The following is a 25,810-nucleotide window of genomic DNA, read 5'->3' as shown; positions in this document are numbered from 1 at the left end:
CGCCGCCTGCTCCTCGATCCCCCTTTTCCTTTGAGTCAAACCGCCCGACGCGATGTCGCGCGGCCTAGGACCCTGTTTCCATGACCATGTTCACCAATATCCGCCGCGAGTGGTTCTCCAACGTTCGCGGCGATGTCCTCGCCGGCCTGGTCGTCGCACTGGCACTGATCCCCGAGGCGATCGCGTTCTCGCTCATCGCCGGTGTCGATCCCAAGGTCGGCCTGTATGCCTCGTTCTGCATCGCGGTGGTCATCGCCTTCACCGGTGGCCGGCCGGGCATGATCTCCGCGGCCACCGGAGCGATGGCGCTGCTGATGGTCACGCTGGTGCGCGACCACGGCCTGCAGTACCTGCTGGCGGCCACGATCCTGACCGGCCTCCTGCAGATCCTCGCCGGATACCTTCGCCTGGCCGAGCTGATGCGCTTCGTCTCGCGCTCGGTCATCACCGGTTTCGTCAATGCACTGGCCATCCTGATCTTCATGGCCCAGGTGCCGGAACTCATCGGCGTGCCATGGATGGTCTACCCGATGGTGATCGGTGGCCTCGCGATCATCTACGGACTGCCCTACGTCACGCGGGCAGTGCCGTCGCCGCTGGTGGCGATCGTCGTGCTGACCGCCATCGCTGTGTACTTCGGCGTCAATGTGCCCACCGTCGGCGACAAGGGCGACCTGCCCGACTCGTTGCCGGTGTTCCTGTTCCCGGACATTCCCTGGAACCTCGAGACCCTGAAGATCATCCTGCCCGTGTCGCTGACCCTGATGGTCGTGGGCCTGCTGGAAAGCTTCCTGACCGCGCAGATCGTCGACGACCTGACCGACACGCCCAGCGACAAGCATCGCGAGGCCAAGGGCCAGGGCATCGCCAACATCACCGCGGGCTTCTTCGGTGGCATGGCCGGCTGCGCGATGATCGGGCAGTCGGTCATCAATGTGAAATCAGGTGGCCGTGGCCGCCTGTCCGCACTCGTCGCCGGCGTGGTGCTGCTGGTGATGGTGGTGTTCCTCGGCAGCTGGGTCGGCCTGATGCCGATGGGCGCGCTGGTGGCGGTGATGATCATGGTCTCGATCGGCACGTTCAACTGGGCCTCGCTGGGGAACCTCAGGCACCACCCGAAGAGCTCCAGCCTGGTCATGATCGGCACCGTGGTGGTGACGGTCGCCACCCATGACCTTGCCAAGGGCGTGCTGACCGGCGTGCTGCTTTCGGCACTGGGCTTCGCGCGCAAGGTCAGCCAGATCCTCGAGGTCACCACGTCGCTGGAAGACGAAGGGGCGACGCGCCGCTACACCGTCACCGGACAGGTGTTCTTCGCCTCCTCGGAGCAGTTCCTCAAGGCCTTCGACTTCCGCGAGGTCATCGAGCGCGTGCGCATCGATGTCACCGGGGCGCATTTCTGGGACCTGTCTGCCGTGGGTGCCCTGGATCGTGTCATCCTCAAGTTCCGCCGTGAAGGTGTCGAGGTCGAGATCGTCGGCATCAACGAAGCCAGCCGTACGATCGTCGATCGGCTCGGCGTGCACGACAAGCCTGATGCCGAGAAGCTGCTGGGCCACTGAGGACCGATGATGAGCAAGAACAGCTACGTGATTCCCGTCGACGGCAAGGTCCTGGCCTGCCTGGACACCTCGGTATACACCGACAGCGTGGTCGACCACGCCACCTGGGCCGCGCAGAGGCTGGGTGCACCGCTGCAGTTCCTGCACGTGCTCGACCGCCAGCCGCAGGTGGCGCAGATGGCCGACTACAGCGGCAACATCGGCGTGCACGCGCAGACCGAACTGCTCAGCGAACTCGTCGAGCTCGACGAGAAGCGCAGCAAGCTCGCGGCACAGCAGGGGCGCCAGTTGCTGGCCCATGCGCGCGGGCGGGCCACGGCGGCCGGCGTTGTCGAGCACGACGCGGTGCAGCGCCATGGCGCATTCGTCGAGACGATCACCGAGGACGAGGACGACGTGCGCCTGTTCGTGCTCGGAAAGCGCGGCGAGCATGCCGATTTCGACAAGGGCCACCTCGGCGCGAACCTCGAACGCGCGGTGCGTTCGGTGCATCGCCCGCTGCTGGTCGCCTCGCGCGCGTTCCGCCCGATCCAGCGCTTCGCGATCGCCTTCGATGGCAGCCCGACCACCCGCAAGTGCGTCGAGATGGTGGTCAAGAGTCCGCTGCTGCAGGGCCTGCACTGCGACCTGCTCAGCGCAGGAAACGCCACCTTCGAATTGCGCGAGGCGCAGAACTGGGCCAAGCGCCAGCTCGAGCAGGCCGGCTTCGAATTCGACGCGCGCATCATCGCCGGCGACCCCGAGGCGGTGATCGGCGAGCACGTGGCGAACCAGGGCGTCGACCTGCTGGTCATGGGTGCCTACGGCCACTCGCGCATTCGCCAGCTCATCGTCGGCTCGACGACGACCGCGATGATCCGCGGCTGCCAGGTCCCGGTGCTGCTGCTGCGCTGAGCGCGGGCAGTGGCGGCCGGCGGCTCAGGCCGGTTTGCGCATCAGCGCCACGTCCTTGCACGGCACCTCGATGTCCAGCCCGTGCCGGGCCGCGACGTGGCGCAGCGTCGATTCGCGGTAGAACACCACGTGGGTCGGATCGCGGCGGTAGTGCCACTGCGCGAACCGCGCATCGTCGGTCTGGAAGCAGGTCATCACCGCCAGCCATCCCCCCGGGCGCAGCAGGCGGGTGAGTTGTTCGAAGGTGGCGGCCGGGGCGTGCAGGTGTTCCAACACCTCGGTGCAGGTGATGAAGTCGTAGCTTCGCGCGAGCGCCGACGCATCCGGGTGGAAGGCGGGGTCGTACAGCGTGACGTGATGCCCGGCCTCGCCCAGCATCGCGGCCAGGGCGGGTCCCGGTCCGCAGCCGAAGTCCAGGCCCTCGCGCGCTGGCGGCAGGCGATCCAGCAACGGCTGGAGCAGCTTGAGCAGGAAGCGGCGATAGCCGTGATCGCCGGGTTGGTTGCGGTGGGTGAGGTAGTAGGCGTGCTCGGCCTCGCGCGCCAGTCGCCCGGTCGGGTCGAGGAACGTGCACTCGCAGCCCGCGCATCGGAAGTAGGCCTTGCCATCGACGTCGACGAACACGCGGGTCCGGCCATCCCGGCACACCGGGCAGGTCGGCGAACCCGGGTTCATCGCGCGCCGTCGCCGACCGGTCGGGCGACGGTCCCGGTGGCATCGGGGGTGGCCGCGGGTGCACCGCGCACGGCGATGGGCTGGGCCCGGAAGCGCTCGGGTTGGGTGTCGTCCAGCACGGCGGCGGTCCCGGCAGGGTCAGCCCGCAGCGTATCATTCGCCGATGCCAGCGCCCGCTCTCCATGACCCGTCGCCACGGCGCCAGGGCGGGCCCGCTGCGACGGGTGCCGCATGAGCGCCGCCCATCCTGCGATCGCGCGATACGCCGGCTTCGGCTTCGCCCTCGCGCTGGTGTCGAGCATCGGGCAGACCTTCTTCATCGGACTTTTCGGTGGCGAGATCCAGTCGGCGCTGGGCATCGACGCCGGACGCTGGGGCCTGCTCTACGGCATCGCCACGCTGGCCAGTGGCGGCCTGATGTTCTGGGCCGGGGCCCAGGCCGACCACCAGCCGCTGCGCCGGGTCACGCTGCTTGCGCTGGCCATCCTGGTGTCCGGGGCCCTGCTGATGGCCACCGCGACGACGCTCTGGGTGCTCGTCGTAGCGGTATTCCTGTTGCGCTTTGGTGGCCAGGGCCTGTCCGGCCACCTGGCGATGGTCGTCGCGGCGCGCCCCGCGCAGCGGCGGGGTCGCAGCCTGGCCGTGGCGGCGTTCGGGTTCATCGCCGGCGAAGCGCTGCTGCCGGTCAGTGTCGTGGTCCTGCTGGGGCTGGTCGGCTGGCGCGAGCTGTGGGCACTTGCCGGTGCCGGGGTGGTGGTGCTGGCGCTGCCGGTGCTGTGGTGGCTGGGCGGGCGCGTGGGTGGCGTGCCGGCACCCCCCAGGACGCAGGAGGTGGTCGCGACGCTGGATCGCCGGCAGTTGCTTCGCGCGCCCGCGTTCCGGGCAGCGCTCGCCGTGCTGCTGGTCTCGCCCTTCGTGGTCACGGCCCTGTTCCTGCAACAGGCCACGCTCGTCACGCTCAAGGACTGGAGCCTGGGCCTGTTCGCCAGTGGCTTCCTCGTGTTCGCGCTGGCACAGGCGGGGTCGAACTGGATCAGTGGCGCGCTCGTCGATCGCTTCGGTGCGCGCTCGGTGCTGCGCGTATACCTGCTTCCGCTGGCGATCGCCTGCCTTGCGCTGGGTTTCGTCTCCGGGCCCGCGGCGCTGTGGCTGATGTTTGCCGGTCTCGGCGTCACCGCCGGCGCGCAGGGCGTGGTCGGCGGTGCCCTTTGGGTCGAACTGTTCGGCCTGCGCCAGCTGGGCCTGGTGCGCGGCGTCTACTTCGGCTTCATGGTGCTGACCACGGCGGTCTCGCCCTTCCTGCTGGGCGCGGCGCTGTCGGCGGGTGTCGATCTGGGCCTGCTGACTGTCGGGCTTGCCGTGTACGCCTGCATCATTCCGTGGTGGGTGTCGCGCAGCCTGCGCCACGTCCAGGCCGATCCCGTACTGCACGCAGATAGTGGGTGATCAGTCCAGCGCGCCGCCGCAGCTCGAGCCCTGGCCGGCGGTGCAGCCGTAGCAGTGCCCGGCGGTGGCGATGCGGCGTGGTGGCGGGGCATCGAGCAGGTCGCGCAGGTGCGGCCGGTGGCGGTCTTCAGGGGTGTGGCCACCCATCGGCAGGCCGAGCATCTGGTTGAAGTCGCAGTCGTAGAGATAGCCCTGGTAGTCCACGCTGACCAGGTTGCGGCACATGACCGCCTGCAGGTTGTCGTCGCGATGCGCCTCGCGCAGCGTGCCCATGTAGGCATCGAACCGGCCCTTCGACAGCAGCCAGGATCCGTAGCGCTGGATCGGCATGTTGGCCAATGCGTAGAGGCGGTTGAACACGATGCCGAACTCCTCGCCGAGCAGGCGCTTGTAGTCGGCTTCCAATGCGTCCTGGTCGGGTGGAAGGAACGCGCCATTGGGGTTGTAGACCAGATTGAGGACCAGGCTGCTCCCGGGCTGGCCGTAGCCGAGCGCATTGATCCGCTGCAGCGCGCGGATCGAGGCTTCGAACACGCCGTTGCCCCGCTGCTCGTCGACGTTCGCGGCGCTGTAGCACGGCAGGGACGCGACCACCTCGACCTGGTGGGCGGCGAGAAAATCCGCGCTCCATTCGTAGCCGGGCTCCTCGATGATCGTCGGGTTGAGCCGGTCCATCACATGCAGGCCCTGCTGCCTGGCTTCGGCGACGAACCAGCGGAAGTGTGGGTTCATCTCGGGCGAGCCGCCGGTGAGGTCGAGGGTCCGCACCCCGCGTGCGCGTGCCACCTCCAGCGCCAGTGCCAGGGTGTCGCGGTCCATGAGTTCCTTGCGATTCGGCCCCGCGGCCACGTGGCAGTGGATGCAAGCCAGGTTGCACAGGTAGCCCAGGTTGAGCTGCAGCGTGTCGAGGGTTCCGCGTTCGATGTCGGGGAAGTCGTGTTCCTTCAGCAGTGGCCAGGTGTCACGCATGGGTGGGCTGTGCTCCAGATGGCGGATGGGTATCGGCGCGGGACTCGGCTGCCAGGCGGAGCCAGTCCGCCAGCGCGCGCTGCGCGTCGAGGGGGTGTTCCAGGGCAGACAGCGCCGAGAGGACGTTGTCGAGGTCGTCGGCGTCGTCGGCGTCGACCAGGCGCTGCAGCTCCAGCCGTTCGCCTACGTCGTGCAGGGCCATGCGGAAGGCGTCGGCCGTGTTCGGGCGGCTGTAGGCGACCGCAGTCCAGCGGGCCAGTGCGACCGGCCGGTTGCTGCCGAACAGCCAGAAGCCGCCGTCGGCCGCGGGTCCGAGCACGCAGCGCGGCTGGTCGTGATCGAGCCATTCCGCCGCGACCTGCAACTGCGCGGGCGTGATCTGCGGCGTGTCGGCCCCGATCAGCAGGGCCGAGCGGTGCCGTGCCAGCAGCGTGGCGTGCACGCGGGCCATGCGCTCACCCAGCGAACCGCTGCCTTGGGCAAGGCGCGGCAGTCCTTGCCATGCGGGATCGGTCATCGCCGCGGCTTCGGCCACGGCCCAGTGCGGATCGATCGCGGCGGACCGGCCCGGGGACGCCGCTGCCGCGGCCAGCGCCACCTCGGCCACGGTCTGCGCCGAGCGCCGGTGGAAGCCATCCGCGAACGCCTGCCCGCGCCCGGCTGCCAGGCGTGTCTTGACCGGTGAATGCCCGGGTGTCTTCACGAAGATCGCCAGTCCGGTTCGGCTCATCGCGGGTCCTTGTCACGGCGGAAGCGCCGGGCCTGGCGCCATGTCAGTGTCAGGTGCCGGGCGGTGGTCGTCCACCATCCGTCCCGGGCGTACTTGCGCGCGCTGGTCAGGATCGGTGCGCGCAGTGCCTTCAGGCGCAGCCCACTGCGGCGCGCGCGCCACACCAGGGCATGGTCCTCGCCGCAGGCCAGCTGCGGGTCGAAGCCGCCCAGCCGGTGGAAGTCGCGGCGGTCCAGCACGAAGCCCTGGTCACCGAAGGGCATGCCCAGCCACCGGCTGCGGATCCATGCGCCCAGGGTGTTGAGCCACATCAGCGCCGGCCCGTCGGTGAAGCGCAGGTCGAAGTAGGCCAGTTCGTTGCGGCCGGGGAGGGAATCCGCCAGGCGGCGCAGCGAACCCGCAGGCAAGCGCGAGTCGGCATGCAGCAGGCACAGGAGCGGATGGCGGGCCGCCGCCACGCCGGCATTGAGCTGGCTGGCACGTCCGGCGGGGGCCTCGATCCATCGGCGCGCCGGCACGGTCGATCGCTGCACGGTGGTGTCCTGCAGATCCCCTGCGGCGGCGACCAGGATCACCTCGCTGCCTGCGGGCAGCGCCTCGAGGTCCGCCATCAGTTCGCGCCAGGCCGTCTCGCCGGGACCCAGTGGCACCACCACCGACAGCGGTGGCGGCTCAGCGGCGGAGCGTGGCTTGGACACCGCTCACCCCCTGCGCCAGCGGAAGAAGCGCTCGGCCCAGCGCAGCGCCGACTGCGGCGCATGCGCCTTCTTCCACACCCCGGCGGCGTACTTGTTCGCCTCGCCCATCGTCGGGTAGACGTGGATGGTTCCCAGCAGCTTGTTGAGCCCGATCCCGTGCTTCATCGCCAGCACGAATTCCGCCAGCAGCTCGCCGGCATGCGCGCCGACGATGGTCGCGCCGAGGATGCGGTCCTTGCCCGGCGGGGTCAGCACCTTGACGTAGCCATGGTCGTTGCCATCGGCGATGGCCCGGTCGAGGTCGTCGATGCCGTACTTCGTGACCTCCACGTCGACCCCGCGTTCCTCGGCCTCGTCCTCGCTCAGGCCGACGCGGGCCACTTCCGGGTCGGTGAAGGTCACCCACGGGATCACCCGGTAGTCGGCCTTGAAGCTCCAGAACGGGGCCAGCAATGCGTTCACCGAGGCGAACCAGGCCTGGTGCGCCGCGACATGGGTGAACTGGAACGGGCCGGCCACGTCGCCGGCCACGTGGATGTTCGGGAAGTTGGTGCGCATCAACGCGTCGACGGCGATCGTGCCACGCCCGGTCAGCTCGACCCCGAGCGCCTCCAGGCCGAAGCCCTCGACGTTCGCCTTGCGACCCAGTGCGACCAGGATGCGGTCGAACCCGAACGCCACCTCGCCACCCGAGTGCCTGCACACCAGCACCTTGCCGTCGCCATCCTCCTCGACCCGCAGCGCCTCGTGGCCGGTGGCGATGTCCAGGCCTTCGGTCTCCAGGCGCGCGTGCAGTGCCTGCGCGGCGTCCTCGTCCTCGCGCGGCAGCAGGCGCGGTGCCATTTCGACGATGCGCACCCGGCTGCCGAAGCGGGCGAATACCTGGGCCAGTTCGCAGCCGATCGGCCCGCCGCCCAGCACCAGCAGGCGTCCGGGAAGCTCGCGCAGCGACCACAGCGTGTCCGAGCTCAGCGGTGCGGCGTCGGCCAGGCCCGGGAGCTCGGGCAGCAACGGCCGGGCGCCGGTGGCCAGCACGATGCTGCGCGCGCTGATGCGGCGCCCGTCGACCTCGACCTCCCAGGGCGACACCAGTTTCGCTTCGCCCTGCACCACGTCGACGCCCAGGCTGGTGTAGCGCTCGACGGAATCGTGCGGCTCGATGCGCCTGATCACGTCCTGCACGCGGTCCATCGCCTGCGCGAAGTCGAAGTGTGCGTCCATGCGCCGAACGCCGTAGCGCGCGCTGTCGCGTGCCTCGGCCAGCAGCCGCGCGGTGCGGATCAGCGCCTTGGACGGCACGCAGCCGGTGTTGAGGCAGTCCCCGCCCATGCGGTGCTTCTCGACCAGGGCGACCTTCGCCTTCACCGCCGAAGCGATGTAGGCCGAAACCAGCCCGGCCGAGCCGGCCCCGATGACGAGGAGGTTGTAGTCGAAGCGCGCCGGCCGCCGATGGCCGCGGTAGACGCGGCGGCCCTGGAGCCAGCGCGCCAGCCAGCGCATCAGCAGCGGCAGCAAACCGATGACCACGAAGGCGCCGATCAGGCCCGGCGACAGCACGTCGCCCAGCGACTCGATGCGCGCCAGCTGCGTGCCGGCGAACACGTACACCACGGTCGCCGGCAACATGCCCAGCTGGCTCACCCAGTAGAACGTCCAGGTGCGCAAGGCCGTCAGGCCGGCGAGCAGGTTGATGACGAAGAACGGGAACACCGGCACCAGTCGCAGCGTGAACAGGTAGAAGGCGCCGTCGCGCTGGATGCCGGCGTCGATCTTCTCCAGGCGCCTGCCGAATTTCGCCCGCAGGCTGCCGCGCAGCAGGAAGCGGGCCACCAGGAAGGCCAGCGTGGCGCCGATCGTGCTGGCGAACGACACCAGCACCGTGCCGGCCAGCAGGCCGAACAGCGCGCCGGCGGCCACGGTCATCACGGCGGCCCCGGGGATCGAGAATGCGGTGACGACCACGTACAGCGCGAAGAACAGCGCCAGCGCCAGCCACAGGTTGCCGCTGATCCACGCGTCGAGCTGCGTCTGGCGCTGCTTGAGCGTTTCCAGGTCGAGCAGGTCGGCGGCACCGGTGGCGTGGACCAGCACCGCGACCACGGCGACCAGCGCCAGCGCGATCAGCGGTTTTAGCCAGGTCGTCTTGCGGGTGGCACCGGCCATCGGGTCGTCCTTGGGTGGTGTGGGTGGTGGGTTGACGCCCGGATGGGACGCTCGATTGCGCGGCGGGTCAATCCGGCGGGTCCGCCGGCGGCCTGCGGTCGCGCCGCGCCGGCTGCCACAGCAGGGCCAGCAAGCGCTGGTCGTCGCGCTCGCGGAATTCCTCCAGGCCCAGCGGCATGCGCGCCTCGTCGCGTTTTGGCTCGGCGCGGTAGCTGCCGAACAGCCGGTCCCAGACCGACAGGTGGAAGCCGTAGTTGCTGTCGGTCTCCTCGCGCAGCGTGGAGTGGTGGATGCGGTGCATCGAAGGCGTCACCAGCACCCGGCGCATGGCGTGGTCCAGCCGTCGCGGCAGTGCGATGTCGGTGTGCGTGAACAGCGAGCCCAGCGACAACACGACTTCGAAGATCACGACCGCCAGGGCCGGCGCCCCCAGCAGCGTGATCAGCCCCAGCTTGATGCCCATCGACAGTGCGATCTCCAGTGGGTGGAAGCGCACCCCGGTGGTCACGTCCATCGCCAGGTCGCTGTGGTGCACGCGGTGCATGCGCCACAGCAGCGGTATCTGGTGCATCAGCCGGTGCTGCCAGTAGATCGCCAGGTCGAGCACCAGCACCGCCAGCGGCACGCTGATCCACAGCGGCCAGCCCAGCTGGTTGAACAGCCCCGTGCCCGATGCCTCCAGCGACGCCGCCAGCGCCACCGCCAGCACCGGAAAGGCCAGTCGCAGCAGCGCCGTGTCGATGATCACCAGGCCGGCGTTGTGCATCTGGCGCCGGGACGGCCGCGCGTCGCCGCGTACCGGCCACGCGCGCTCGGCCAGCGCCAGCGTGGCCAGCACGGTGGCGAAGGCGAGCAGGCGCAGCCCCGCTTCGTTGGCGATCATCCAGCCGGCGAAGTTCACGGGGAGGCGTTACGTTGGGTGGCTTGGGTCTTCATCGCTCGATGATAGGCGGCATGGCAGTGTAGCCGGCGTCAGTGCGGCGCCGCGGCGCGACGGTTGGGCCGGCCGATGCTGCGGTGTAGGGTGTTGGGGAAAAGGGGGAGTCCAGGTGAGGAGATCAATCCCATTGGCTGCCACCCACGTCGCGCTTGCCGCCGCGGCGCTGCTGTTGTTGTTGTGTCCGGCCGCGCCGGCGATCGCGGTTCCCGCCGAGGAGGGACTCGACCTCGGAGGAGCGGTCCGTTTCAATCTCGGCTGGCGCGACTACGGCCCGGGAAGCGGAAACGGGCGGCCGGAGCTGGAACTGCTCCGCATCGACGCGTCCGGGCGTCGGGGCGCGGGCATCTTCTCGCTGCAGTACCGCTGGTACGACGGCTTCGATGCCGTGCACCACGCTTGGGCGGGCTGGTCGCTCGATGCCGACCGCGACCTGCGCGTGGGCGTGCAGCAGGTGCCGTTCGGACTGCTGCCCTACGCATCGCAAGGCTTCTGGTTCGGTTCGGGCTACTACCTCGGCCTGGAGGACGACTACGACCTCGGCATCGTCTATCGCGACGAGCGTGGCGACCGCAGCTGGCACGGCGGCGTCATGCTGCGCGACGAGTACGGCACCGGTGCGAACTATGATCGCTACTCCTTCGACGTCGCGACCACCGACGCCTTGCCCTACCGCGAGGTGGAGCATGCCGTCGTGCGCTACGCGCGCCGCTTCGAGCGCGGGGACTGGGCGCTGGAGTGGGGCGCCTCGGGACTGCTGGGCCGCATCGAGGACCGCACCGACGGCAGCACCTTCCGTCATGCCGCCGCCGCACTGCACCTGGAGGGCGCCCGCGGGCCGTGGACCCTGCAGGGCCAGTGGGCGCACTACGACTACGACGTCCCGGGCGGGCGCGTGGCGCTGTCGGCCTTCATGTTCCCGTTCGAAGTCGCGGCGCGCGCCGACGTGCTCAGCGTCAACGTGGTCCGCGACTTCGACATGTCCGGAAACTGGCTCGACTCGCTGCGCTGCTACAACAACCTCTCCACCACCCGGGCCGGTGGGCCGGGGTTGGCGGACTCCTGGCTCAACGTCACCGGCTGCAGCATCGGCAAGGGCCCGATGTTCACCTATTTCGACTGGATCGCCGGGCGCAACATGTGGTTCGTCGGCGGGCCGGGGATCGGCATCTCCGAGCCGGGTGGCGACACATGGCGCTCGCGCCTGAACATCAACGTCGGCTTCTATTTCTAGCGCATCGCACAGGGGGAAGGGCATGGCATCGGACGGCAAGGGCGGCACCCGCGGGTTGCGCTACCAGATCAATCCACCGGTGTTCTTCGCATCCGCCGTGCTCACGCTGGTGTTCTGCGTGTTCACGATGGTGTGGACCGATGCCGCCGGTGCCCTGTTCGACAACGTGCAGGCCTGGGTGATCAACACCGCCGGCTGGTTCTACGTGCTTGCCGTCGCGGGCTTCCTGGTGTTCGTGGCGGTGCTGGCGTTCTCCGGCTTCGGGCGCATCAAGCTGGGCCCGGACCACGCCACGCCGGACTACAGCTACACCTCGTGGTTCGCGATGCTGTTCTCGGCCGGCATGGGCATCGGCCTGATGTTCTTCGGCGTGGCCGAGCCGATCATGCACTACGTCACCCCGCCGGTCGGCGATCCGCAGACGGTCGAGGCCGCGCGCCAGGCCATGCGCGTGACCATGTTCCACTGGGGCGTGCACGCATGGGCGATCTACGCGGTGGTGGCGCTGTCGCTGGCCTATTTCGCGTTCCGCCGCGGCTTGCCCCTGTTGATCCGTTCCGCGCTGTACCCGCTGATCGGCGAGCGCATCCACGGCCCGATCGGGCACACCGTCGACACGTTCGCGGTGCTGGGCACGATCTTTGGCGTCGCCACCTCGCTGGGCTTCGGCGTCATCCAGGTCAACTCCGGCCTGGCCTACCTGTTCGGCGTCCCCACCACGCTGCTGGTGCAGGTGTTGCTGATCGCGGGCATCACCGGCGTTGCCACGCTGTCGGTGGCGTTGGGGCTGGATTCGGGCATCCGCCGCATCTCCGAGTTCAACATGATCCTGGCGGTGGTGCTGCTGCTGTTCGTGCTGGTGGCCGGGCCGACGGTGTTCCTGCTGCAGACCGTGGTGCAGAACACCGGCATGTACCTGTCGAACCTGTTCTCGATGACCTTCAACCTCTACGCCTACCAGCCCGGTGACTGGATCGGCGGCTGGACGCTGTTCTACTGGGGCTGGTGGATCGCCTGGTCGCCGTTCGTGGGCATGTTCATCGCGCGGGTGTCGCGCGGGCGCACGATCCGCGAGTTCGTGCTGGGCGTGCTGTTCGTGCCGCTGGGTTTCACGATCCTGTGGATGACCTTCTTCGGTGGCACCGCCATCCACATGGTCATGGTCGATGGCATCGCCAGCCTGGCGGATGCGGTCGCGGCCGATACCTCGGTGGCCTTGTTCCAGTTCTTCGAGAACCTGCCGTTCAGCTCGATCACCTCGCTGCTGGCCACGCTGCTGGTGATCACCTTCTTCGTGACCTCCTCGGACTCGGGCTCGCTGGTGGTCGACATGCTGACCTCCGGCGGCAAGGAGGAGTCACCGACCTGGCAGCGCATCTTCTGGGCCGTGATCGAGGGCATCGTCGCGGCGGCGCTGCTGATCGCAGGCGGCCTGGCGGCGCTGCAGACGGCCACGATCGCCAGCGCCTTGCCCTTCACCATCATCATGATCCTGATGTGCTGGGGCCTGCTGCGCGCCTTGCGCATGGAGACCCTCAAGCGGGCCAGCCTGCGCGGCCCGCTGGTCCTGCCCTCGGCGGGGCGGGGCGGCGGCGGCTGGAAGCACCGGATCGGTTCGATCCTGCACCAGCCCGGCGAGGCCGACGTTCGCCGGTTCCTCGAGGGGGAGGTGGAACCGGCGCTGGAAGAGGTCGCCGCGGAGCTGCGGGCACGGGGCATGGAGGCCAGGGTTGAGGATGCCGAGGACGGGCGCGCCTGGGTGGAGGTGCGCCATGGCGATGAGATCGACTTCTTCTACTCCGTGCGCATGCGGCCCTACGAGCCGCCGGCCTTCGTGCTCGGCGACACGCGCACGCGCCGCCAGAAGGAGCTGGCCTACTTCCGCGCCGAGGTGCACCTGCGGGAAGGCGGCCTGGGCTACGACGTGATGGGCTGGTCGCGCGAGGCGCTGATCAACGACGTGCTCGACCACTACCAACGCCACCTGGATTTCCTCGACCGGGTCCGCTGAGCCCGGACAGGCGGCGCGCCCCCACCTCCGGCACACGGGCATGGGGTGGGGGACTGCTATCCTGTGCCGTCTTCCCCCAAGCCCCTGCCCGATGGCCCCCCACTCGATACCGCGCTGGCGGCTGGCCCTGCTGCTGGGCGCGCTGGCGATGTTCGGCGCGTTCTCGATCGACACGATCTTCCCGGCCTTCCCGGCGATCGGCGAGGAGTTCGGCGCAAGCAAGCTGGCCATGCAGCAGACCATCAGCTTCTACCTGGTGGCCTACGCGTTGATGAGCCTGTTCCACGGGCCGATCTCGGACGCGGTCGGGCGTCGCAAGGTGATCCTGGTCGGCGTGGCGATCTTCGCGTTGGCCTCGGTGGGCTGCGCGCTGGCGCCCAGCCTGGAGTGGCTGCTGGCCTTCCGCGTGCTGCAGGGGCTCAGTGCGGGGGTCGGGCTGATCGTGGGGCGCGCGATCGTGCGCGACTGCCTGGATGGTCCCGAGGCCCAGCGCCTGATGAGCCACATCATGATGGTGTTCGGCATCGCCCCGGCGATTGCGCCGATCATCGGTGGCTGGATCCTGGGCGTGGCCGACTGGCAGGCGATCTTCTGGTTCCTGGTGCTGTTCGCGGCTGCCATCTGGGTGGCCACCGCCGTGTGGATGCCCGAAACCCTGCCCCCCGCCGAGCGCACTCCGGTCAACGCGCGCAGCATCGTGCAGGGGAACCGGATGATGCTCTCCAACCCGGATTTCGTGTTGCTGGCGCTGGCCGGCAGCTTCAATTTCGCGGCGCTGTTCCTGTACATCGCCTCGGCCCCGGCCTTCGTGATGGACCTGCTGGGTTTGAACGAGCAGCAGTTCGCCTGGTTCTTCGTCCCGACGATCAGCGGCATGGTGCTGGGTGCGTTCACGTCCGGTCGGCTGGCGGGACGCGTCGGGGCGCATCGCCTGGCGTGGCTGGGCTTCGCGGTGTGCGGCCTGGCCGTCGTTCTCAACCTCGGATACAACCTTGCCGTGGAGGTGCCGCGCGTGCCGTGGGCGATCGTGCCGATGGTGCTCAATGCCTACGGCGTGGCGCTGGTGTTCCCGGTCCTGACCCTGGCCATTCTCGACCTCTTCCCGACCCGCCGGGGCGCGGCGTCCAGCCTGCAGGCCTTCATCAGCCTCTCGCTCAATGCCGCGGTCGCCGGTATCGTTTCGCCCTGGGTCAGCGGTTCGGCACTGCTGCTGGCGTTCACCGGGGCGCTGTTTTCGGTGATGGCCTTCCTGATCTGGGTGCTGTACCTGCGCCGCAACGCACCGGTGGGGCCGCAGCGCGGGGAACGCGCCGTCGTCGGGCCCCTGTCGTCCTGAACCCGGCGGTTGCCGGTTCGGCCGGCTTTCACGTTTGCATTGATAGCCTTCCGGATAACTTCGCAACTGTCTGATTTTGTGACGATGCCGCGCCCGGAGGGATGCGGGTTATACGCAGGGAGCTTCCCATCATGACCAACCGATTCGCGACCGCGTGCTTGATGCTGGCCAGCATCGCGCTGGCCGCTCCGGCCTGGGCGGAGTACGAGCGGCCGAGCGTCTGGCCGGAACATGCCATCGGCGAGGGTCCGACCGGACAGTGGACGCTGGTCACCAGCAACCTGGTCACCCATCACCGCAGCGACCCCGAGCACAACAATCGTCCTGGCCTGCTGGGGCTGGAATACAGCCGTGCCGACTCCGACTGGCTGGCGGGTGGCGTGACCTTCCGCAACTCGTTCAGCCAGCGCAGCCAGTACGCCTACGTCGGCCGTCGCTTCGACTCCGGGCGCTTTCCCGTCTATGCCAAGCTCACCGGCGGGGTGCTGCAGGGCTATCGCGGCGAGCACCGCGACAAGATCCCGCTCAACCGCCTGGGCGTGGCCCCGGCGATCGTGCCCGCGGTCGGGGTGCAGATGAACCGGGTCAGCAGCGAGCTTGTCGTGCTCGGCGCATCCGCTCTGGCGCTGACGGTGAACTACGACTTCTAGCATCGCAGCCTTCCTGCGCGATCCCCGGCGCGTGCCGCCATAAGACGAAGGCCGGGCATTGCCCGGCCTTCGCGTATGCGGCGGGTGCCGGCTTCAGCCGGCGTCCCAGCCGCATTGCCTGCCGGCATTGCGTTCGGTCAACCAGGCCTGCAGTGGTGCGAAGTATTCAAGCACCGCGCTGGCGTCCATTTCGCGGCCGCCGGTCAGTGCTTCCAGGGTCTCCGGCCACGGCTGGCCCTGGCCCTGCTGCAACATCGCCCAGAACCGATCGCCGGCGGCTTCGCTGCCGTAGAAACTGCACTCGTGCAACGGGCCGCTGTGTCCGGATGTCTCGCACAGCGACTGGTAGAACTGGAACTGCAGGATGTGGGCCAGGAAATAGCGGGTGTAGGGCGTGTTGCCCGGCACGTGGTACTTCGCGCCCGGATCGAAGAGGTCCTCCCCGCGCTCGCCCACCGGGGCCACGCCCTGGTATCGGGCGCGCAGGTCCCACCAGGCCTGGTTGTAGTTTTCCGGCGCGATCGAGCCATCGAAGACGCCCCAGCGCCAGCGGTCGATCAACAGGCCGAACGGCAGGAAGGCCACCTTGTCCAGCGCCATGCGCATCTGGTTGTTGATCAGCGCCTCGCGGCTCTCCTCCGGCGAATCGACCAGGCCCACCGAATTGAGGTAGCCCGGTGTGAGCGACAGCACCACGGTGTCGCCGATCGCTTCATGGAAGCCGTCGTGGGCGCCGGACTGGAACAGTGGCTCGAGGTGGTTGTAGGCGAGGTAGTAATAGATGTGGCCGAGCTCGTGGTAGATCGTCGAGAACTCGTCGGCGGTCGGCTCGATGCACTGCTTGATGCGCACGTCGCCGGCGAAATCGAGGTCCCAGGCGCTGGCGTGGCAGACCACGTCGCGGTCGCGCGGCTTGATCAGCTGGGAGCGTTCGTAGAACGAGGCCGGCAGCTTGGGCATGCCCAGCGAGACATAGAAGTCCTCGGCGCGCTCGGTCATCGCCCGGGCGATGTACTCGTCGGCCTGGCGGCCGGCCTCGACGATCTGGGTGGCCGTCGGTTCGCCCTCGATCGCCGCCAGGCGGCGTGCGAGGTCCTCCTCGCGCTGGGCCCGCAACGCCGTCGCCACGTCGATGCTGGCGGTGCCCTCGTAGGGCTGCAGCAGGTCCCAGATGTTGCCCCACTGCTGGGCCCACATGTTGCCGGTCAGGTGCGCGGGGATCATGCCGTCGACCTGGCCCTTCTCGCCGTAGGTGTCCACCAGTTCGCCGCGCACGTAGCAGTGCAGTTGCTCGTACAGGGGCTGCACCTGGCCCCACAGCCGGTCGGTCTCGTCCTGGAAGTCCGTGGGGCTCATGTCGTAGCCCGAGCGCCACATCTCGCCGGCGTTGGCGTAGCCGAGGTTGGATGCGCCCTTGTTGACCAGGTCCACGAAGCGCACGTAGTCATCGCGCATCGGCTTGGAAATCGTGTGCCAGCCGGCCCAGGCGGCGTACTGCTCGTCGTGGTCGCGGCTTTCGGCCATCGTGTTGGAGAGCTCGCCCAGGTCGCGGCAGGTCTCGGGTCGGTCCGTATCTTCGCAGTAGGTGCCGGCGCCGTACATGCCCTCCATCCTGGTCGCGATCGCCGCCAGCTCCGACAGCTCCGCGGGGTCGGCCGGGGGCGGCATCGCGGTGCCGAGCTTGATCAGGTCGATCGCACGGGCTGTTTCCGGCGACAGCGCCAGTCCATCGAAGCGGCGGGCTTCCTCGACCCACTCGCTGTAACTGGTGAGCGCCCGTTCGTTGGCCTTCGAGGCCACGCGCTGCGAATCCGGGCCGATGTAGGTCGAAGCCAGCCACTGGGCCGAGGCGTTCTCGGGATGGTGCTCGCGCATGTGCGCGTTGACGCGGGCGACGAAGGCGTCGGCCTCGGCAGCGGTGGCCGGGCGGTTGTCGCCGGAGGCGTCGACCGTGCAGGCAGTGGACAGGGTCAGGCTGGCGGTGATCGCCAGGGCAAGCAGGGCGCGTTGGGTGGTCACGTTGTTCCTCGGTCCGGGCATCGCGCCATGCTGGCGCGTTCGTCACGCAGGCTAGTCTCGCGGCTGCGTCCGGCGCAAGGGAAGGCTGTTCCCCGGGCTACTCGCTGGGCAGTCCTCGTTCGCGCAGGAAAGCCAGCGCGTCCTCGGCATCGTGTTCGAACCATGCCCGTGCCGAGCCAAGGCGGAAGCTGTAGCCCCAGGCGTCCATGTCGGCCATCAGGCGCTCGCGGCCCACGCCGGGAAGCTGGTCGGCGAGGATGATCTGCAGGCAGCAGGTGGCGTCTTCTTCGCGGTCGCAGTCGGTCGCGTCGGTATGCACGCTGCCGCGGCGCTCGGGCGGCATGACGATGAGGTGGCAGGCCTCGTGCAGCAGCGAGTGCACCGGCGTGGCGGGCCGTGCGAACACCCGCGTCCCGATCAGGCCGGCCTCGTCGTCACCCCAGAAGCTGCCGGGGATCGGAGCCGCATCGGCCACGGGCACCAGCTCCAGGCCATGGGATTCCAGCAGCCGCGCCGGAGCCTGGAATCCGATGTCGCGAAGCCGCAGCACGCTGTCCTCGCCTGTACCGGCCGACGGTGCTGGCGCACCGGAGGCGGCGAGGGGGCCGAAGGCTGCATTCGCCACGCTGCTCATCGAGGCTCTGCGACCGTGTCGGTGCCGGCCCTGGGGCGCTCAGGCGCCCTGGGGCTCGTCGGCCTTGTCGGGCAGCGACACCGAGATGTCGAGCACGTCGTTGTCACCGTCCTTGATCAGGTCGATGTTGACCGCGTCGGCGTCGATGTTGACGTACTTGCGGATCACTTCCAGCAGCTCGCGCTGCAGCATCGGCAGGTAGTCGGGGCCGCCGCGCGTGGTGCGCTCCTGCGCGACCAGGATGCGCAGGCGCTCCTTGGCCACGTTGGCGGTGTTCTTCTTCGCCTTGAAGATGTCGAAAAGTCCCATGGCTCAGGCTCCGAAAAGTTTGGAGAAGAAGCCCTTCTTCTCGTTGGAGGTGAACCGCAACGGGCGCTCTTCGCCCATCAGGCGCGAAACGGTGTCGTCGTAGGCCTGGCCGGCCACGGTTTCCATGTCCAGGATCACCGGCTCGCCCTTGTTGGAGGCGCTGAGCACGTCGGTGGACTCCGGGATCACGCCCAGCACCTTCAGGCCGAGGATCTCCTCGACGTCCTGGATGGAAAGCATTTCCCCGTCCTCGACACGGCGCGGGTTGTACCGGGTCAGCAGCAGGCTGTTCTTGACCGTCTCGCCGTTCTCGGCGCGGCGGGTCTTGGACGACAGCAGGCCCAGGATGCGGTCGGAGTCGCGTACCGAGCTCACTTCAGGGTTCACCACCACCACCGCATGGTCGGCGAAGTACATCGCCAGGAACGCACCCTTCTCGATGCCGGCGGGGGAGTCGCACACCACGTAGTCGAAGCCGTCGTCGGCCAGCGCCTTGAGCACCGTCTCCACGCCTTCCTTGGTCAGCGCATCCTTGTCGCGCGTCTGCGAGGCGGCGAGCACGAACAACGTGTCGAAGCGCTTGTCCTTGATCAGGGCCTGCCGGAGGTTGGCCTCGCCCTGGATGACGTTGACGAAGTCGTACACGACCCGGCGCTCGCAACCCATGATCAGGTCGAGGTTGCGCAGGCCGACGTCGAAATCGATGACCGCGACCTTCTTGCCCTTGCGGGCCAGTCCACAGGCCAGGCTGGCGCTGGTGGTGGTCTTGCCGACGCCGCCTTTGCCGGAGGTGACTACGATGATTTCTGCCAAGGGGTGTTCCTCCGAAGTGGGTTCAGGCCGCGGGACGCCCCGCCGGCCTTGCGTGTTGTTCCACCCGCGCACCGTTGCCGGTGGCTCAGGCGGACTCCTCGATCATCAGCTTGTCATCCTCCAGCCAGATCTGCACGGGGCGCCCGCGCAGGGAGGCTGGAAGCTCTTCGAAAACCTTGTAGTGGCCCGCGATCGCGACCAGTTCGCCGTGGAATTCGCGGCAGAAGATGCGCGCCCGGACGTCGCCCTGGGCGCCGGCCAGCGCGCGGCCGCGCAGCGGGGCGTAGAGGTGGATGGAGCCGTCGGCGATGACCTCGGCGCCGGCGCCCACCTGGGCGGTCAGCACGAGGTCGCGGCCCTGGGCGTAGATCTGTTGCCCGGAGCGCACCGGCTGCGTGTGCAGCATGCCGATCGCATCCTCCGTCCGCGCAGGGCGGGCCGGGGCCGCCGCCAGCGGCGCCGGCTCGGCCGGGGCCGGGGCGGATGCGGCCGGGCAGGCGACTGCGGGCCCGGGCCGGTCGCGGGGGCGCTTCCTGGCCCCCCCGTTCGTACTGGGCACGGAACTTGGCCAGCAGCGGCAGTCCCAGGTGCTCCGACAGCGTCTCGATCTCCGTGGTGCCGTAGGCCAGCGCCACCGGCAGTACACCGGCGCGGCGCAGCTCGTCGATCAGTGCCTTCGCCGTGTCCGGGTCGGGACAGCGGCTCAGGCCACCGAAGTCGACCACCACCGCGGCGCGCCGGAACAGCTTGGGCGCGCGTTCCACCCGCTCGCGCATTTCCCGGCCCAGGCGTTCGGGGTCGAGGGTGCGGATGCGGAGATTGGCAATGCCCACCTGGCCGATCTTGAGTTCACCGGCCTGTTCGAAATCCATCGTTGCCGCCATGTCAGGTGCCCGTGGCCCGCGTGCCCTCGGCACCGTCGCGCGCCCGCTCGGAGAGCCAGGGGACGCTGGGCAATTCCCCGTCCCTGCCATGCAGGTAGGTGTCGCGTACCCATTCGTAGGCCTGGAGCGGCTTGACCAGCATGCTGGCGTGCTTGCCCGACTCGCTCATGACGTGCTGGCCGGCCTCGTGGAACCCGAACGTGCCGTGGAACAGCAGCGCGGCCTCGTTGCCGTCCTCGAGGAAGACTTCGCAGGCGATATGCGGCCTGCGGACTTCGGCGAAGCTCTGGATGTCGGCGTAGAACACACGGCCGACGCCCGCCCCGCGGCGGGAACTGGCCACGACGATGCGGTCGATGTAGACGAAGGCATCGAGGTGGTCCTTGAACCAGCGGAAATTCGAACTGTCGTATTCGGCGCCTTCGGTGAAGGCCACCAGGAAGCCGGCGATGTGGCCATCGACGATGGCCACGCGGAAGTAGTCGGCGCGATCGAACAGCAGCCTGACACGGGCGGCATCGAGGGGGAGGATGGCAGGGCCTGCGCCATTGTTCAGCGCCAGGACCGAGTCCAGCTCATGCTCGCGCACGTCGCGGATGTGAATCGACATTCCCTGGAGGTCTCCGGTGTGAACGGTGCCGGCGCGGACGCCGACGCTGGTTGCGATTATGCCACGCCCGGCTGAACCGGGCCGGCTCCCCGGCATGACTTGTGACCCCCTCGGCCCCCGCGCGGGCGGCCTATCATGCCAACGATGATCGGACGTCTTTCCCATACCCAGTTGTTGCGCTACGCCGGCCTGTTCACCTGGACCATGGTGGGCATCCCGTTGTTGCTCAACAGCTGGTTCTTCAGCGCAGAGCAGCTCGAAGGCGCCGCGCCCAGCGTCAGCCTGCCCCTGTGGGCACTGGCCTATGCCGTGTTCGGCATCGTGTACTGGCGGCTGACGCGCACCCTCGGGGCGCGCCGGCCGCGCTGGTACGACGAGCTGATGCTGCTGGTTCTAACGCTGTCGGCGATCGCGGTGGGACATTTTTCCGGCACCGGCCTGGGCGGGATCCTGCTGCTGCTCGTCTCGGGCGTGCTGCCGTGGCTGCTGCCCCTGCCCATCGGGCTGGCCTGGCTGGTGCTCCAGCACCTCGCCCTGGTGCCGGCCCTGATGCTGGGGCAGGATTTCATGCTGATCGAGGCGATCCTGCAGTCGGCGCTGTACGCGGGCTATTCCAGTTTCGCCTTCGCGATCGGCCTCGTCGCACGCCAGCAGGCGCAGGCCCGCGACGAGCAGCGGCGGCTCAACGCCGAACTGCGGGCCACGCGGGCGCTGCTGGCGGAAGGGTCGCGACTCAACGAGCGCATGCGCATCTCGCGCGAGCTGCACGACCTGCTGGGCCACCATCTGACCGCGTTGAGCCTCAACCTGGAGGTGGCGGGCCACCTCACCCAGGGGCGCGGGCAGGAGCACGTGCGCCAGGCGCATACGCTGGCGAAGCTGCTGCTGACCGACGTGCGCGAGGCGGTCAGCCAGCTGCGCGAGGATGGCGCCATCGATCTGGCCGTCGCCATCCGCAGCCTGGTGGACGGCGTGCCGGGCCTGCGCATCGACCTCGACCTGCCCGAGCCCTTCCTGGTGGAGGACCCCGAGCGGGCCCACGTGCTGCTGCGCTGCACCCAGGAGGTCATCACCAACACCGTGCGCCACGCCGGCGCCAGCACGCTGCGGCTGCGCTTCAGCCGCGACCTGCGCAGTTGGTGCATCCACGCGCGTGACGACGGGCGTGGAACGGATAAACTGCAGGCGGGGAACGGTCTTCGCGGCATGCGCGAGCGGCTGGCCGATTTCGGCGGCAGCCTGGCGATTGACACCGCGCCGGGCCGGGGCTTCTCCATCGACATCCAACTGCCTCTGGAGGCCGCTGCATGATCCGAGTCTGCCTGGTCGACGACCAGACCCTGGTGCGCCAGGCATACGCTCGCTGCTCGAGCTCTCCGACAACATCCGCGTGGTGGCCGAGGCCAGCGACGGCCGGCAGGCGCTCGACCTGCTGCCCGAGGTCAAGCCCGACGTGGTCCTGATGGACATGCGCATGCCGGTCATGTCCGGCCTGGAAGCGTTGCAGGCGCTGTCGGCGCGCGGTGACCTGCCGCCGACGATCATCCTGACGACGTTCGACGACGACCAGCTGGTGCTGGCCGGCATCAAGGCGGGTGCCCGTGGCTACCTGCTCAAGGATGTGTCGCTCGACCAGCTGGTCGACGCGATCCAGGCGGTGGCCGGCGGCGGCTCCCTGGTGCAGCCGGCGGTGACCCAGCGGCTGTTGTCGGGGCTGGAACAGATGCACAACGAGTTCGTCAGCCTGGACCGGCCGGATCCTCTCACCGATCGTGAGACGGAGATCCTGCGCCTGATGTCGGGTGGCTTCTCTAACAAGGAGATCGCCAATTCGCTCGGCGTGGCCGAGGGCACGGTGAAGAACCACGTCTCCAACATCCTTTCCAAGCTGGGCGTACGTGACCGCACGCGGGCGGTGCTCAAGGCCTTCGAGCTCAAGCTTGTCTAGCCCCGGGGCGGTGCAGGGAAGCCCCGGGCGTCGTGCATACCATCGTGCGGGCAGTTCGGTTAGCATGTCGGGCTCCGGCAAAGCGCCATGTGCCGTCCACGCCCCGGGCATCAACCGGCGCGCGGTGCGGGCGCCGGGGCCGGAGGCACATCACCCGGCAGGGCAGGCCAGCGTCATGGCCCGTCGTGCCGGCGCTCCCTGTCGACCCGCCTCCGGTCGTCCGGGCGTGAGACCTATTTCCAAGAGAGAGTTCGAATGATTCGTTTCCTCGAGTTCATCATCGCTGCGATCCTCGTGGTCGTGATCTTCGTGATCATCGGCGTGTTCCTGCCCGACCAGCGCACGGTCACGCACAGCGTCGAGACCAACCGTCCGGCACGCACGGTGCTCGATACGCTGGGTGGCTTCGGCCGCTTCGGCGAGTGGAGCCCGATGCGCCGCCACGATCCGAACGTGCGGTTCGACGTCTCGGGTGAGCCGATCGGCCCCGGTGCGCGGCTGGAGTACTCCTCGCCGAGCGAGTTCGTCGGTACCGGCAGCTGGCAGCTGGTCGAGAAGACCGAGAACAACCGTGGCGGCCGCCTGGTGTTCGCGCTCGAGGACGACCGCTACGGCGAGAACAAGACGATGGAGTTCGACGTCGAGCGTCGGGGCCGCATCACCACGATCACCCAGACCTACACCGTCGACTACGGCTGGAACCTGTTCGGCCGCTTCGCCGGCCTGTACGTCGAGCGCAACATCGGCGACGACATGAGCCGCGGCCTGAACAGCTTCGCCGCGCTCATGGCGCAGATCCCGAACATCGACTACAGCGGCATCCGCGTCGAGAAGGTCGACATCCCGGCGCAGGACATCCTGTACATCCCGACCGAATCCGAGCGCACGCTGCAGGCGGTCGAGACCGCACAGGTGAACCAGCTGCGCTGGATCCGCCAGGTCATGCAGAAGAACGACCTCGAGGCTGCTGGCCCGTGGCGCGTGATCACCACCAACTTCGGCAGCGAGACCTACGAGTTCGACATCGCCATGCCGGTGTGCCGCCGTGGCGAATGCCCGGAGCCGCGCGAGGAGGATGAGCTCGAGCTCGAGGGCAGCGACAGCGAGAACGTCGGCATCGTGCTCGACGTGCCGGTCGACACCGACGTGCCGCTGCGTGCCGGTGCCGAGGCGATGGCGGTGCTGGAGCCGATCGATCCGGAAACCATCGAGCTCGAGGGCGAGGTGCAGTTCGGCCGCAGCTACGAGGGTCCGGCGCTCAAGGCGGTCCACAATGGACACCCGGCGGGTCTCCCGGTGGTTCGCGAGCAGCTGCGCGCCTGGGCTGCGACCCGGGGCGAAGTGGTCACCGGCCGCGCGTTCGAGGAGTACCTGCAGGACATCGAGGGCACCGAGCCCGAGCGCAGCGAGTACAACGTCTACTGGCCCGTCCGGTGATGTCGGCCGCGGGGAAGCTTCTTCCCCGCGGCACATTCCGCGCCGCCCCCGGCGGCCGCGGATAGCGAGGCGGCCGCACGATGCGGCCGCCGTCGTGTCCGGAGATCGAATCCACCCCCAGGCAAGCGATGATCCAGACTACCCAGCTCAGCAAGTACTACGGCCGCAAGGCGGCCGTCGAAGGCATCAGTTTCACGGTGGAGCCCGGCGAGGTGCTCGGATTCCTCGGCCCCAACGGGGCCGGCAAGTCCACCACGATGAAAATGATCGCGGGCTTCCTGGCGCCGAGTTCCGGGTCCATCTCCGTATGCGGCCACGACGTGGTGGCCGAGCCCCGGGCGGCGAAGCAGGTCATCGGCTACCTGCCCGAAGGCGCGCCCAGTTACGGGGAGATGACGCCCAGGGCCTTCCTGCGTTTCGTCGCGCAGGCGAGGGGGCTTGGGCCTGCAGGCGCGGATGCGGTCGAGCGGGTCGTCGAGCGGCTCGAGCTGCAGACGGTCCTGGCACAGCCCATCGACACGCTGTCGAAGGGTTTCAAGCGACGCGTGGGCCTCGCGGCCGCGATCCTGCACGACCCGCCGGTGCTGGTGCTCGACGAGCCCACCGATGGCCTGGACCCGAACCAGAAGCACGAGGTGCGGGAACTGATCCGCCAGATGTCGCGGGATCGCACCATCATCATCTCCACCCACATCCTCGAGGAGGTCGAGTCGGTGTGCACGCGCGCGATCATCATCGCCCGGGGCCACCTGCTGGCCGACGACACGCCCGATGCCCTGGTGCGCCGCTCCCGCTACAACGGTGCGGTGTCGCTTTCCGCCGCCGACAGCGTGAACGCGCGCGTCGCGCTGGAAGGCCTCGAGGGCGTGGATAGTGTCGAATTCGATGCCGCCACGCGTCGCCTGGTGGTCCTTTCACGCGATGGCAGCTCGCTGTTCGAGCCCGTGTCGCGTCGACTGGCCGAGCGTGGCGTGGCCTACCGCGAGATGCAGCTCGAGCGCGGTCGCCTCGACGAGGTCTTCCGCCGCATCACGCTCGGGGAGCAGGCCCGTGACACCCGCACCCGGCAGGGTGCGGGCCCGGGAGGCCTGGCATGAGGCGTGACCGCTCCATGCTGGACGGGCTCATGGCGGTGTTCCGCCGCGAGCTCGCCAGCTACTTCGCGACGCCGGTGGCCTACGTGTTCATCGTGATCTTCTTGATCCTGGCGGGCGCGACCACCTTCTACCTCGGCGGCTGGTTCGAGCGCGGCCAGGCCGACCTGCAGCCGTTCTTCGCGTTCCATCCCTGGCTGTACCTGTTCCTGGTGCCCGCGGTGTCGATGCGGCTGTGGTCGGAGGAGCGCAAGAGCGGCACCATCGAGTTGCTGCTGACACTTCCGCTCGGGATGGGCCAGGCCGTGCTCGGCAAGTTCCTGGCCGCCTGGGTGTTCATCGCCATCGCATTGGCGCTCACCTTCCCGATGTGGATCACCGTCAACTACCTGGGCAGTCCCGACAACGGGGTGATCCTTGCCAGCTACATCGGCAGCCTGCTCATGGCGGGCGCGTTCCTCGCGGTGGGCAGTTGCCTGTCGGCGATCAGCCGCAACCAGGTCGTCGCCTTCATCCTGACCGTCATGGTCTGCTTCCTGCTCCTGTTGGCCGGCTTCCCCCTGGTGCTCGACAGCGTCGGCGCGCTGTTTCCCCAGGGCGTCGTCGATGCGGTCGCGCAGCTGAGCTTCCTGACCCATTTCGCGGCGATCTCGCGCGGCGTGCTGGACCTGCGCGACGTGCTGTTCTTCCTGCTCAGCATCGCCTTCTGGCTGTACGCGTGTGCGGTTGTCATCGAACTCAAGAAGGCCGACTGAAC

General features: G+C 68.8%; 23 protein-coding genes and 2 pseudogenes. 12 read left to right on the top strand and 13 right to left on the bottom strand.

What is annotated here, in order from left to right; all coding sequences use genetic code 11:
- The first annotated feature begins 80 nt into the window (after positions 1-80).
- Both FU658_RS09930 and FU658_RS09925 read left to right on the top strand, forming a co-directional pair.
- A complete protein-coding gene (locus tag FU658_RS09930) occupies positions 81-1,562 on the top strand; it encodes a SulP family inorganic anion transporter (RefSeq protein ID WP_425477607.1) in 1,482 nt (493 codons plus the stop codon).
- A 9-nt stretch (positions 1,563-1,571) separates the two neighbouring features.
- Entirely contained in the window at positions 1,572-2,456 is an 885-nt protein-coding gene (locus FU658_RS09925; protein WP_187266044.1) for a universal stress protein, read from the top strand.
- A 24-nt stretch (positions 2,457-2,480) separates the two neighbouring features.
- Here the strand turns inward: FU658_RS09925 and FU658_RS09920 are convergent, their stop codons facing one another.
- Together FU658_RS09920 and FU658_RS15320 are read right to left on the bottom strand one after the other, a co-directional pair.
- Entirely contained in the window at positions 2,481-3,131 is a 651-nt protein-coding gene (locus FU658_RS09920) for a class I SAM-dependent methyltransferase (protein WP_147891933.1), read from the bottom strand.
- Entirely contained in the window at positions 3,128-3,250 is a 123-nt protein-coding gene (locus FU658_RS15320; protein ID WP_255505533.1) for a hypothetical protein, read from the bottom strand. Before FU658_RS15320 ends, FU658_RS09920 begins: the two co-directional genes overlap by 4 nt.
- Before the next feature lie 112 nt (positions 3,251-3,362).
- Here FU658_RS15320 and FU658_RS09915 point away from each other — a divergent pair, with 112 nt between their 5' ends.
- Positions 3,363-4,577, top strand: a complete 1,215-nt coding sequence (locus FU658_RS09915) for an MFS transporter (RefSeq protein ID WP_147891932.1) — start codon at positions 3,363-3,365, stop codon at positions 4,575-4,577.
- Here the strand turns inward: FU658_RS09915 and arsS are convergent, their stop codons facing one another.
- The 5 genes from arsS to FU658_RS09890 all read right to left on the bottom strand — a co-directional run bounded on the left by arsS (position 4,578) and on the right by FU658_RS09890 (position 10,038).
- Complete coding sequence (gene arsS / locus FU658_RS09910) at positions 4,578-5,546, bottom strand: arsenosugar biosynthesis radical SAM (seleno)protein ArsS (RefSeq protein WP_147891931.1); 969 nt, start codon at positions 5,544-5,546, stop codon at positions 4,578-4,580.
- On the bottom strand, positions 5,539-6,276 hold the full coding sequence (locus FU658_RS09905; protein WP_147891930.1) for a TIGR04282 family arsenosugar biosynthesis glycosyltransferase: 738 nt from the start codon (positions 6,274-6,276) through the stop codon (positions 5,539-5,541). The genes arsS and FU658_RS09905 overlap by 8 nt, the downstream gene beginning before the upstream one ends.
- Positions 6,273-6,974, bottom strand: coding sequence for a TIGR04283 family arsenosugar biosynthesis glycosyltransferase (locus FU658_RS09900; protein WP_147891929.1), 702 nt, complete (start codon positions 6,972-6,974; stop codon positions 6,273-6,275). The genes FU658_RS09905 and FU658_RS09900 overlap by 4 nt, the downstream gene beginning before the upstream one ends.
- 3 nt (positions 6,975-6,977) lie before the next feature.
- Positions 6,978-9,137, bottom strand: coding sequence for an FAD-dependent oxidoreductase (locus FU658_RS09895; RefSeq protein WP_147891928.1), 2,160 nt, complete (start codon positions 9,135-9,137; stop codon positions 6,978-6,980).
- Positions 9,138-9,204: 67 nt separating this feature from the next.
- Positions 9,205-10,038: a sterol desaturase family protein gene (locus tag FU658_RS09890; RefSeq protein WP_255505532.1), complete on the bottom strand. Its 834-nt coding sequence runs from the start codon at positions 10,036-10,038 to the stop codon at positions 9,205-9,207.
- A 166-nt stretch (positions 10,039-10,204) separates the two neighbouring features.
- On the opposite strand from FU658_RS09890, the gene FU658_RS09885 reads away from it, so the two are divergent.
- From FU658_RS09885 to FU658_RS09870, 4 genes are all read left to right on the top strand, one after another.
- The gene (locus FU658_RS09885) at positions 10,205-11,308 is read left to right on the top strand and encodes a hypothetical protein (protein WP_255505531.1); all 1,104 of its coding nucleotides are present in this window, start codon (positions 10,205-10,207) and stop codon (positions 11,306-11,308) included.
- 22 nt (positions 11,309-11,330) lie between these two features.
- Entirely contained in the window at positions 11,331-13,319 is a 1,989-nt protein-coding gene (locus FU658_RS09880; protein WP_147891927.1) for a BCCT family transporter, read from the top strand.
- 91 nt (positions 13,320-13,410) lie between these two features.
- Entirely contained in the window at positions 13,411-14,655 is a 1,245-nt protein-coding gene (locus FU658_RS09875; protein ID WP_147891926.1) for a multidrug effflux MFS transporter, read from the top strand.
- 131 nt (positions 14,656-14,786) lie between these two features.
- Positions 14,787-15,305: a sn-glycerol-3-phosphate transporter gene (locus FU658_RS09870; protein WP_255505530.1), complete on the top strand. Its 519-nt coding sequence runs from the start codon at positions 14,787-14,789 to the stop codon at positions 15,303-15,305.
- A 93-nt stretch (positions 15,306-15,398) separates the two neighbouring features.
- Here the strand turns inward: FU658_RS09870 and FU658_RS09865 are convergent, their stop codons facing one another.
- The 6 genes and pseudogenes from FU658_RS09865 to FU658_RS09840 form a co-directional block, all read right to left on the bottom strand.
- Positions 15,399-17,324, bottom strand: coding sequence for a M2 family metallopeptidase (locus tag FU658_RS09865; RefSeq protein ID WP_255505529.1), 1,926 nt, complete (start codon positions 17,322-17,324; stop codon positions 15,399-15,401).
- A gap of 97 nt (positions 17,325-17,421) precedes the next feature.
- The gene (locus tag FU658_RS09860) at positions 17,422-17,874 is read right to left on the bottom strand and encodes a hypothetical protein (RefSeq protein WP_147891975.1); all 453 of its coding nucleotides are present in this window, start codon (positions 17,872-17,874) and stop codon (positions 17,422-17,424) included.
- 123 nt (positions 17,875-17,997) lie between these two features.
- On the bottom strand, positions 17,998-18,267 hold the full coding sequence (gene minE / locus FU658_RS09855; protein WP_147891924.1) for a cell division topological specificity factor MinE: 270 nt from the start codon (positions 18,265-18,267) through the stop codon (positions 17,998-18,000).
- 3 nt (positions 18,268-18,270) lie between these two features.
- Positions 18,271-19,080: a septum site-determining protein MinD gene (minD, locus tag FU658_RS09850; RefSeq protein WP_147891923.1), complete on the bottom strand. Its 810-nt coding sequence runs from the start codon at positions 19,078-19,080 to the stop codon at positions 18,271-18,273.
- Positions 19,081-19,165: 85 nt separating this feature from the next.
- Positions 19,166-19,964: pseudogene (minC, locus tag FU658_RS09845) on the bottom strand (septum site-determining protein MinC).
- Between the two features lies 1 nt (position 19,965).
- Positions 19,966-20,574, bottom strand: a complete 609-nt coding sequence (locus tag FU658_RS09840; protein ID WP_147891922.1) for a GNAT family N-acetyltransferase — start codon at positions 20,572-20,574, stop codon at positions 19,966-19,968.
- 144 nt (positions 20,575-20,718) lie between these two features.
- On the opposite strand from FU658_RS09840, the gene FU658_RS09835 reads away from it, so the two are divergent.
- From FU658_RS09835 to FU658_RS09815, 5 genes and pseudogenes are all read left to right on the top strand, one after another.
- Entirely contained in the window at positions 20,719-21,885 is a 1,167-nt protein-coding gene (locus FU658_RS09835) for a sensor histidine kinase (protein WP_147891974.1), read from the top strand.
- Positions 21,882-22,522, top strand: a pseudogene (locus FU658_RS09830) (response regulator). Before FU658_RS09835 ends, FU658_RS09830 begins: the two are co-directional and overlap by 4 nt.
- 255 nt (positions 22,523-22,777) lie before the next feature.
- A complete protein-coding gene (locus tag FU658_RS09825) occupies positions 22,778-23,959 on the top strand; it encodes an SRPBCC family protein (protein ID WP_187266043.1) in 1,182 nt (393 codons plus the stop codon).
- A 128-nt stretch (positions 23,960-24,087) separates the two neighbouring features.
- Positions 24,088-25,056: an ABC transporter ATP-binding protein gene (locus tag FU658_RS09820; RefSeq protein ID WP_147891920.1), complete on the top strand. Its 969-nt coding sequence runs from the start codon at positions 24,088-24,090 to the stop codon at positions 25,054-25,056.
- Positions 25,053-25,808, top strand: a complete 756-nt coding sequence (locus FU658_RS09815; RefSeq protein WP_425477606.1) for an ABC transporter permease subunit — start codon at positions 25,053-25,055, stop codon at positions 25,806-25,808. Before FU658_RS09820 ends, FU658_RS09815 begins: the two co-directional genes overlap by 4 nt.
- Positions 25,809-25,810 lie beyond the last annotated feature (2 nt).

Origin of the sequence: Alkalisalibacterium limincola (genome assembly GCF_008017755.1) — a bacterium.
Classification (GTDB): Bacteria; Pseudomonadota; Gammaproteobacteria; order Xanthomonadales; family Xanthomonadaceae; genus Alkalisalibacterium; species Alkalisalibacterium limincola.
Note: the sequence above shows the minus strand (reverse complement) of the source record. Positions and strands in the feature narration are given on the sequence as shown.

What these genes read in the sequence shown, in the direction of transcription:
- FU658_RS09930 (WP_425477607.1), top strand. Translation starts at nt 81, where the DNA reads ATGACCATGTTCACCAATATCCGCCGCGAGTGGTTCTCCAACGTTCGC.
- FU658_RS09925 (WP_187266044.1), top strand. Translation starts at nt 1,572, where the DNA reads ATGAGCAAGAACAGCTACGTGATTCCCGTCGACGGCAAGGTCCTGGCC.
- FU658_RS09920 (WP_147891933.1), bottom strand. Translation starts at nt 3,131, where the DNA reads ATGAACCCGGGTTCGCCGACCTGCCCGGTGTGCCGGGATGGCCGGACC.
- FU658_RS09915 (WP_147891932.1), top strand. Translation starts at nt 3,363, where the DNA reads ATGAGCGCCGCCCATCCTGCGATCGCGCGATACGCCGGCTTCGGCTTC.
- arsS (WP_147891931.1), bottom strand. Translation starts at nt 5,546, where the DNA reads ATGCGTGACACCTGGCCACTGCTGAAGGAACACGACTTCCCCGACATC.
- FU658_RS09905 (WP_147891930.1), bottom strand. Translation starts at nt 6,276, where the DNA reads ATGAGCCGAACCGGACTGGCGATCTTCGTGAAGACACCCGGGCATTCA.
- FU658_RS09895 (WP_147891928.1), bottom strand. Translation starts at nt 9,137, where the DNA reads ATGGCCGGTGCCACCCGCAAGACGACCTGGCTAAAACCGCTGATCGCG.
- FU658_RS09880 (WP_147891927.1), top strand. Translation starts at nt 11,331, where the DNA reads ATGGCATCGGACGGCAAGGGCGGCACCCGCGGGTTGCGCTACCAGATC.
- FU658_RS09875 (WP_147891926.1), top strand. Translation starts at nt 13,411, where the DNA reads ATGGCCCCCCACTCGATACCGCGCTGGCGGCTGGCCCTGCTGCTGGGC.
- FU658_RS09870 (WP_255505530.1), top strand. Translation starts at nt 14,787, where the DNA reads ATGACCAACCGATTCGCGACCGCGTGCTTGATGCTGGCCAGCATCGCG.
- minE (WP_147891924.1), bottom strand. Translation starts at nt 18,267, where the DNA reads ATGGGACTTTTCGACATCTTCAAGGCGAAGAAGAACACCGCCAACGTG.
- FU658_RS09840 (WP_147891922.1), bottom strand. Translation starts at nt 20,574, where the DNA reads ATGTCGATTCACATCCGCGACGTGCGCGAGCATGAGCTGGACTCGGTC.
- FU658_RS09835 (WP_147891974.1), top strand. Translation starts at nt 20,719, where the DNA reads ATGATCGGACGTCTTTCCCATACCCAGTTGTTGCGCTACGCCGGCCTG.
- FU658_RS09825 (WP_187266043.1), top strand. Translation starts at nt 22,778, where the DNA reads ATGATTCGTTTCCTCGAGTTCATCATCGCTGCGATCCTCGTGGTCGTG.
- FU658_RS09820 (WP_147891920.1), top strand. Translation starts at nt 24,088, where the DNA reads ATGATCCAGACTACCCAGCTCAGCAAGTACTACGGCCGCAAGGCGGCC.
- FU658_RS09815 (WP_425477606.1), top strand. Translation starts at nt 25,053, where the DNA reads ATGAGGCGTGACCGCTCCATGCTGGACGGGCTCATGGCGGTGTTCCGC.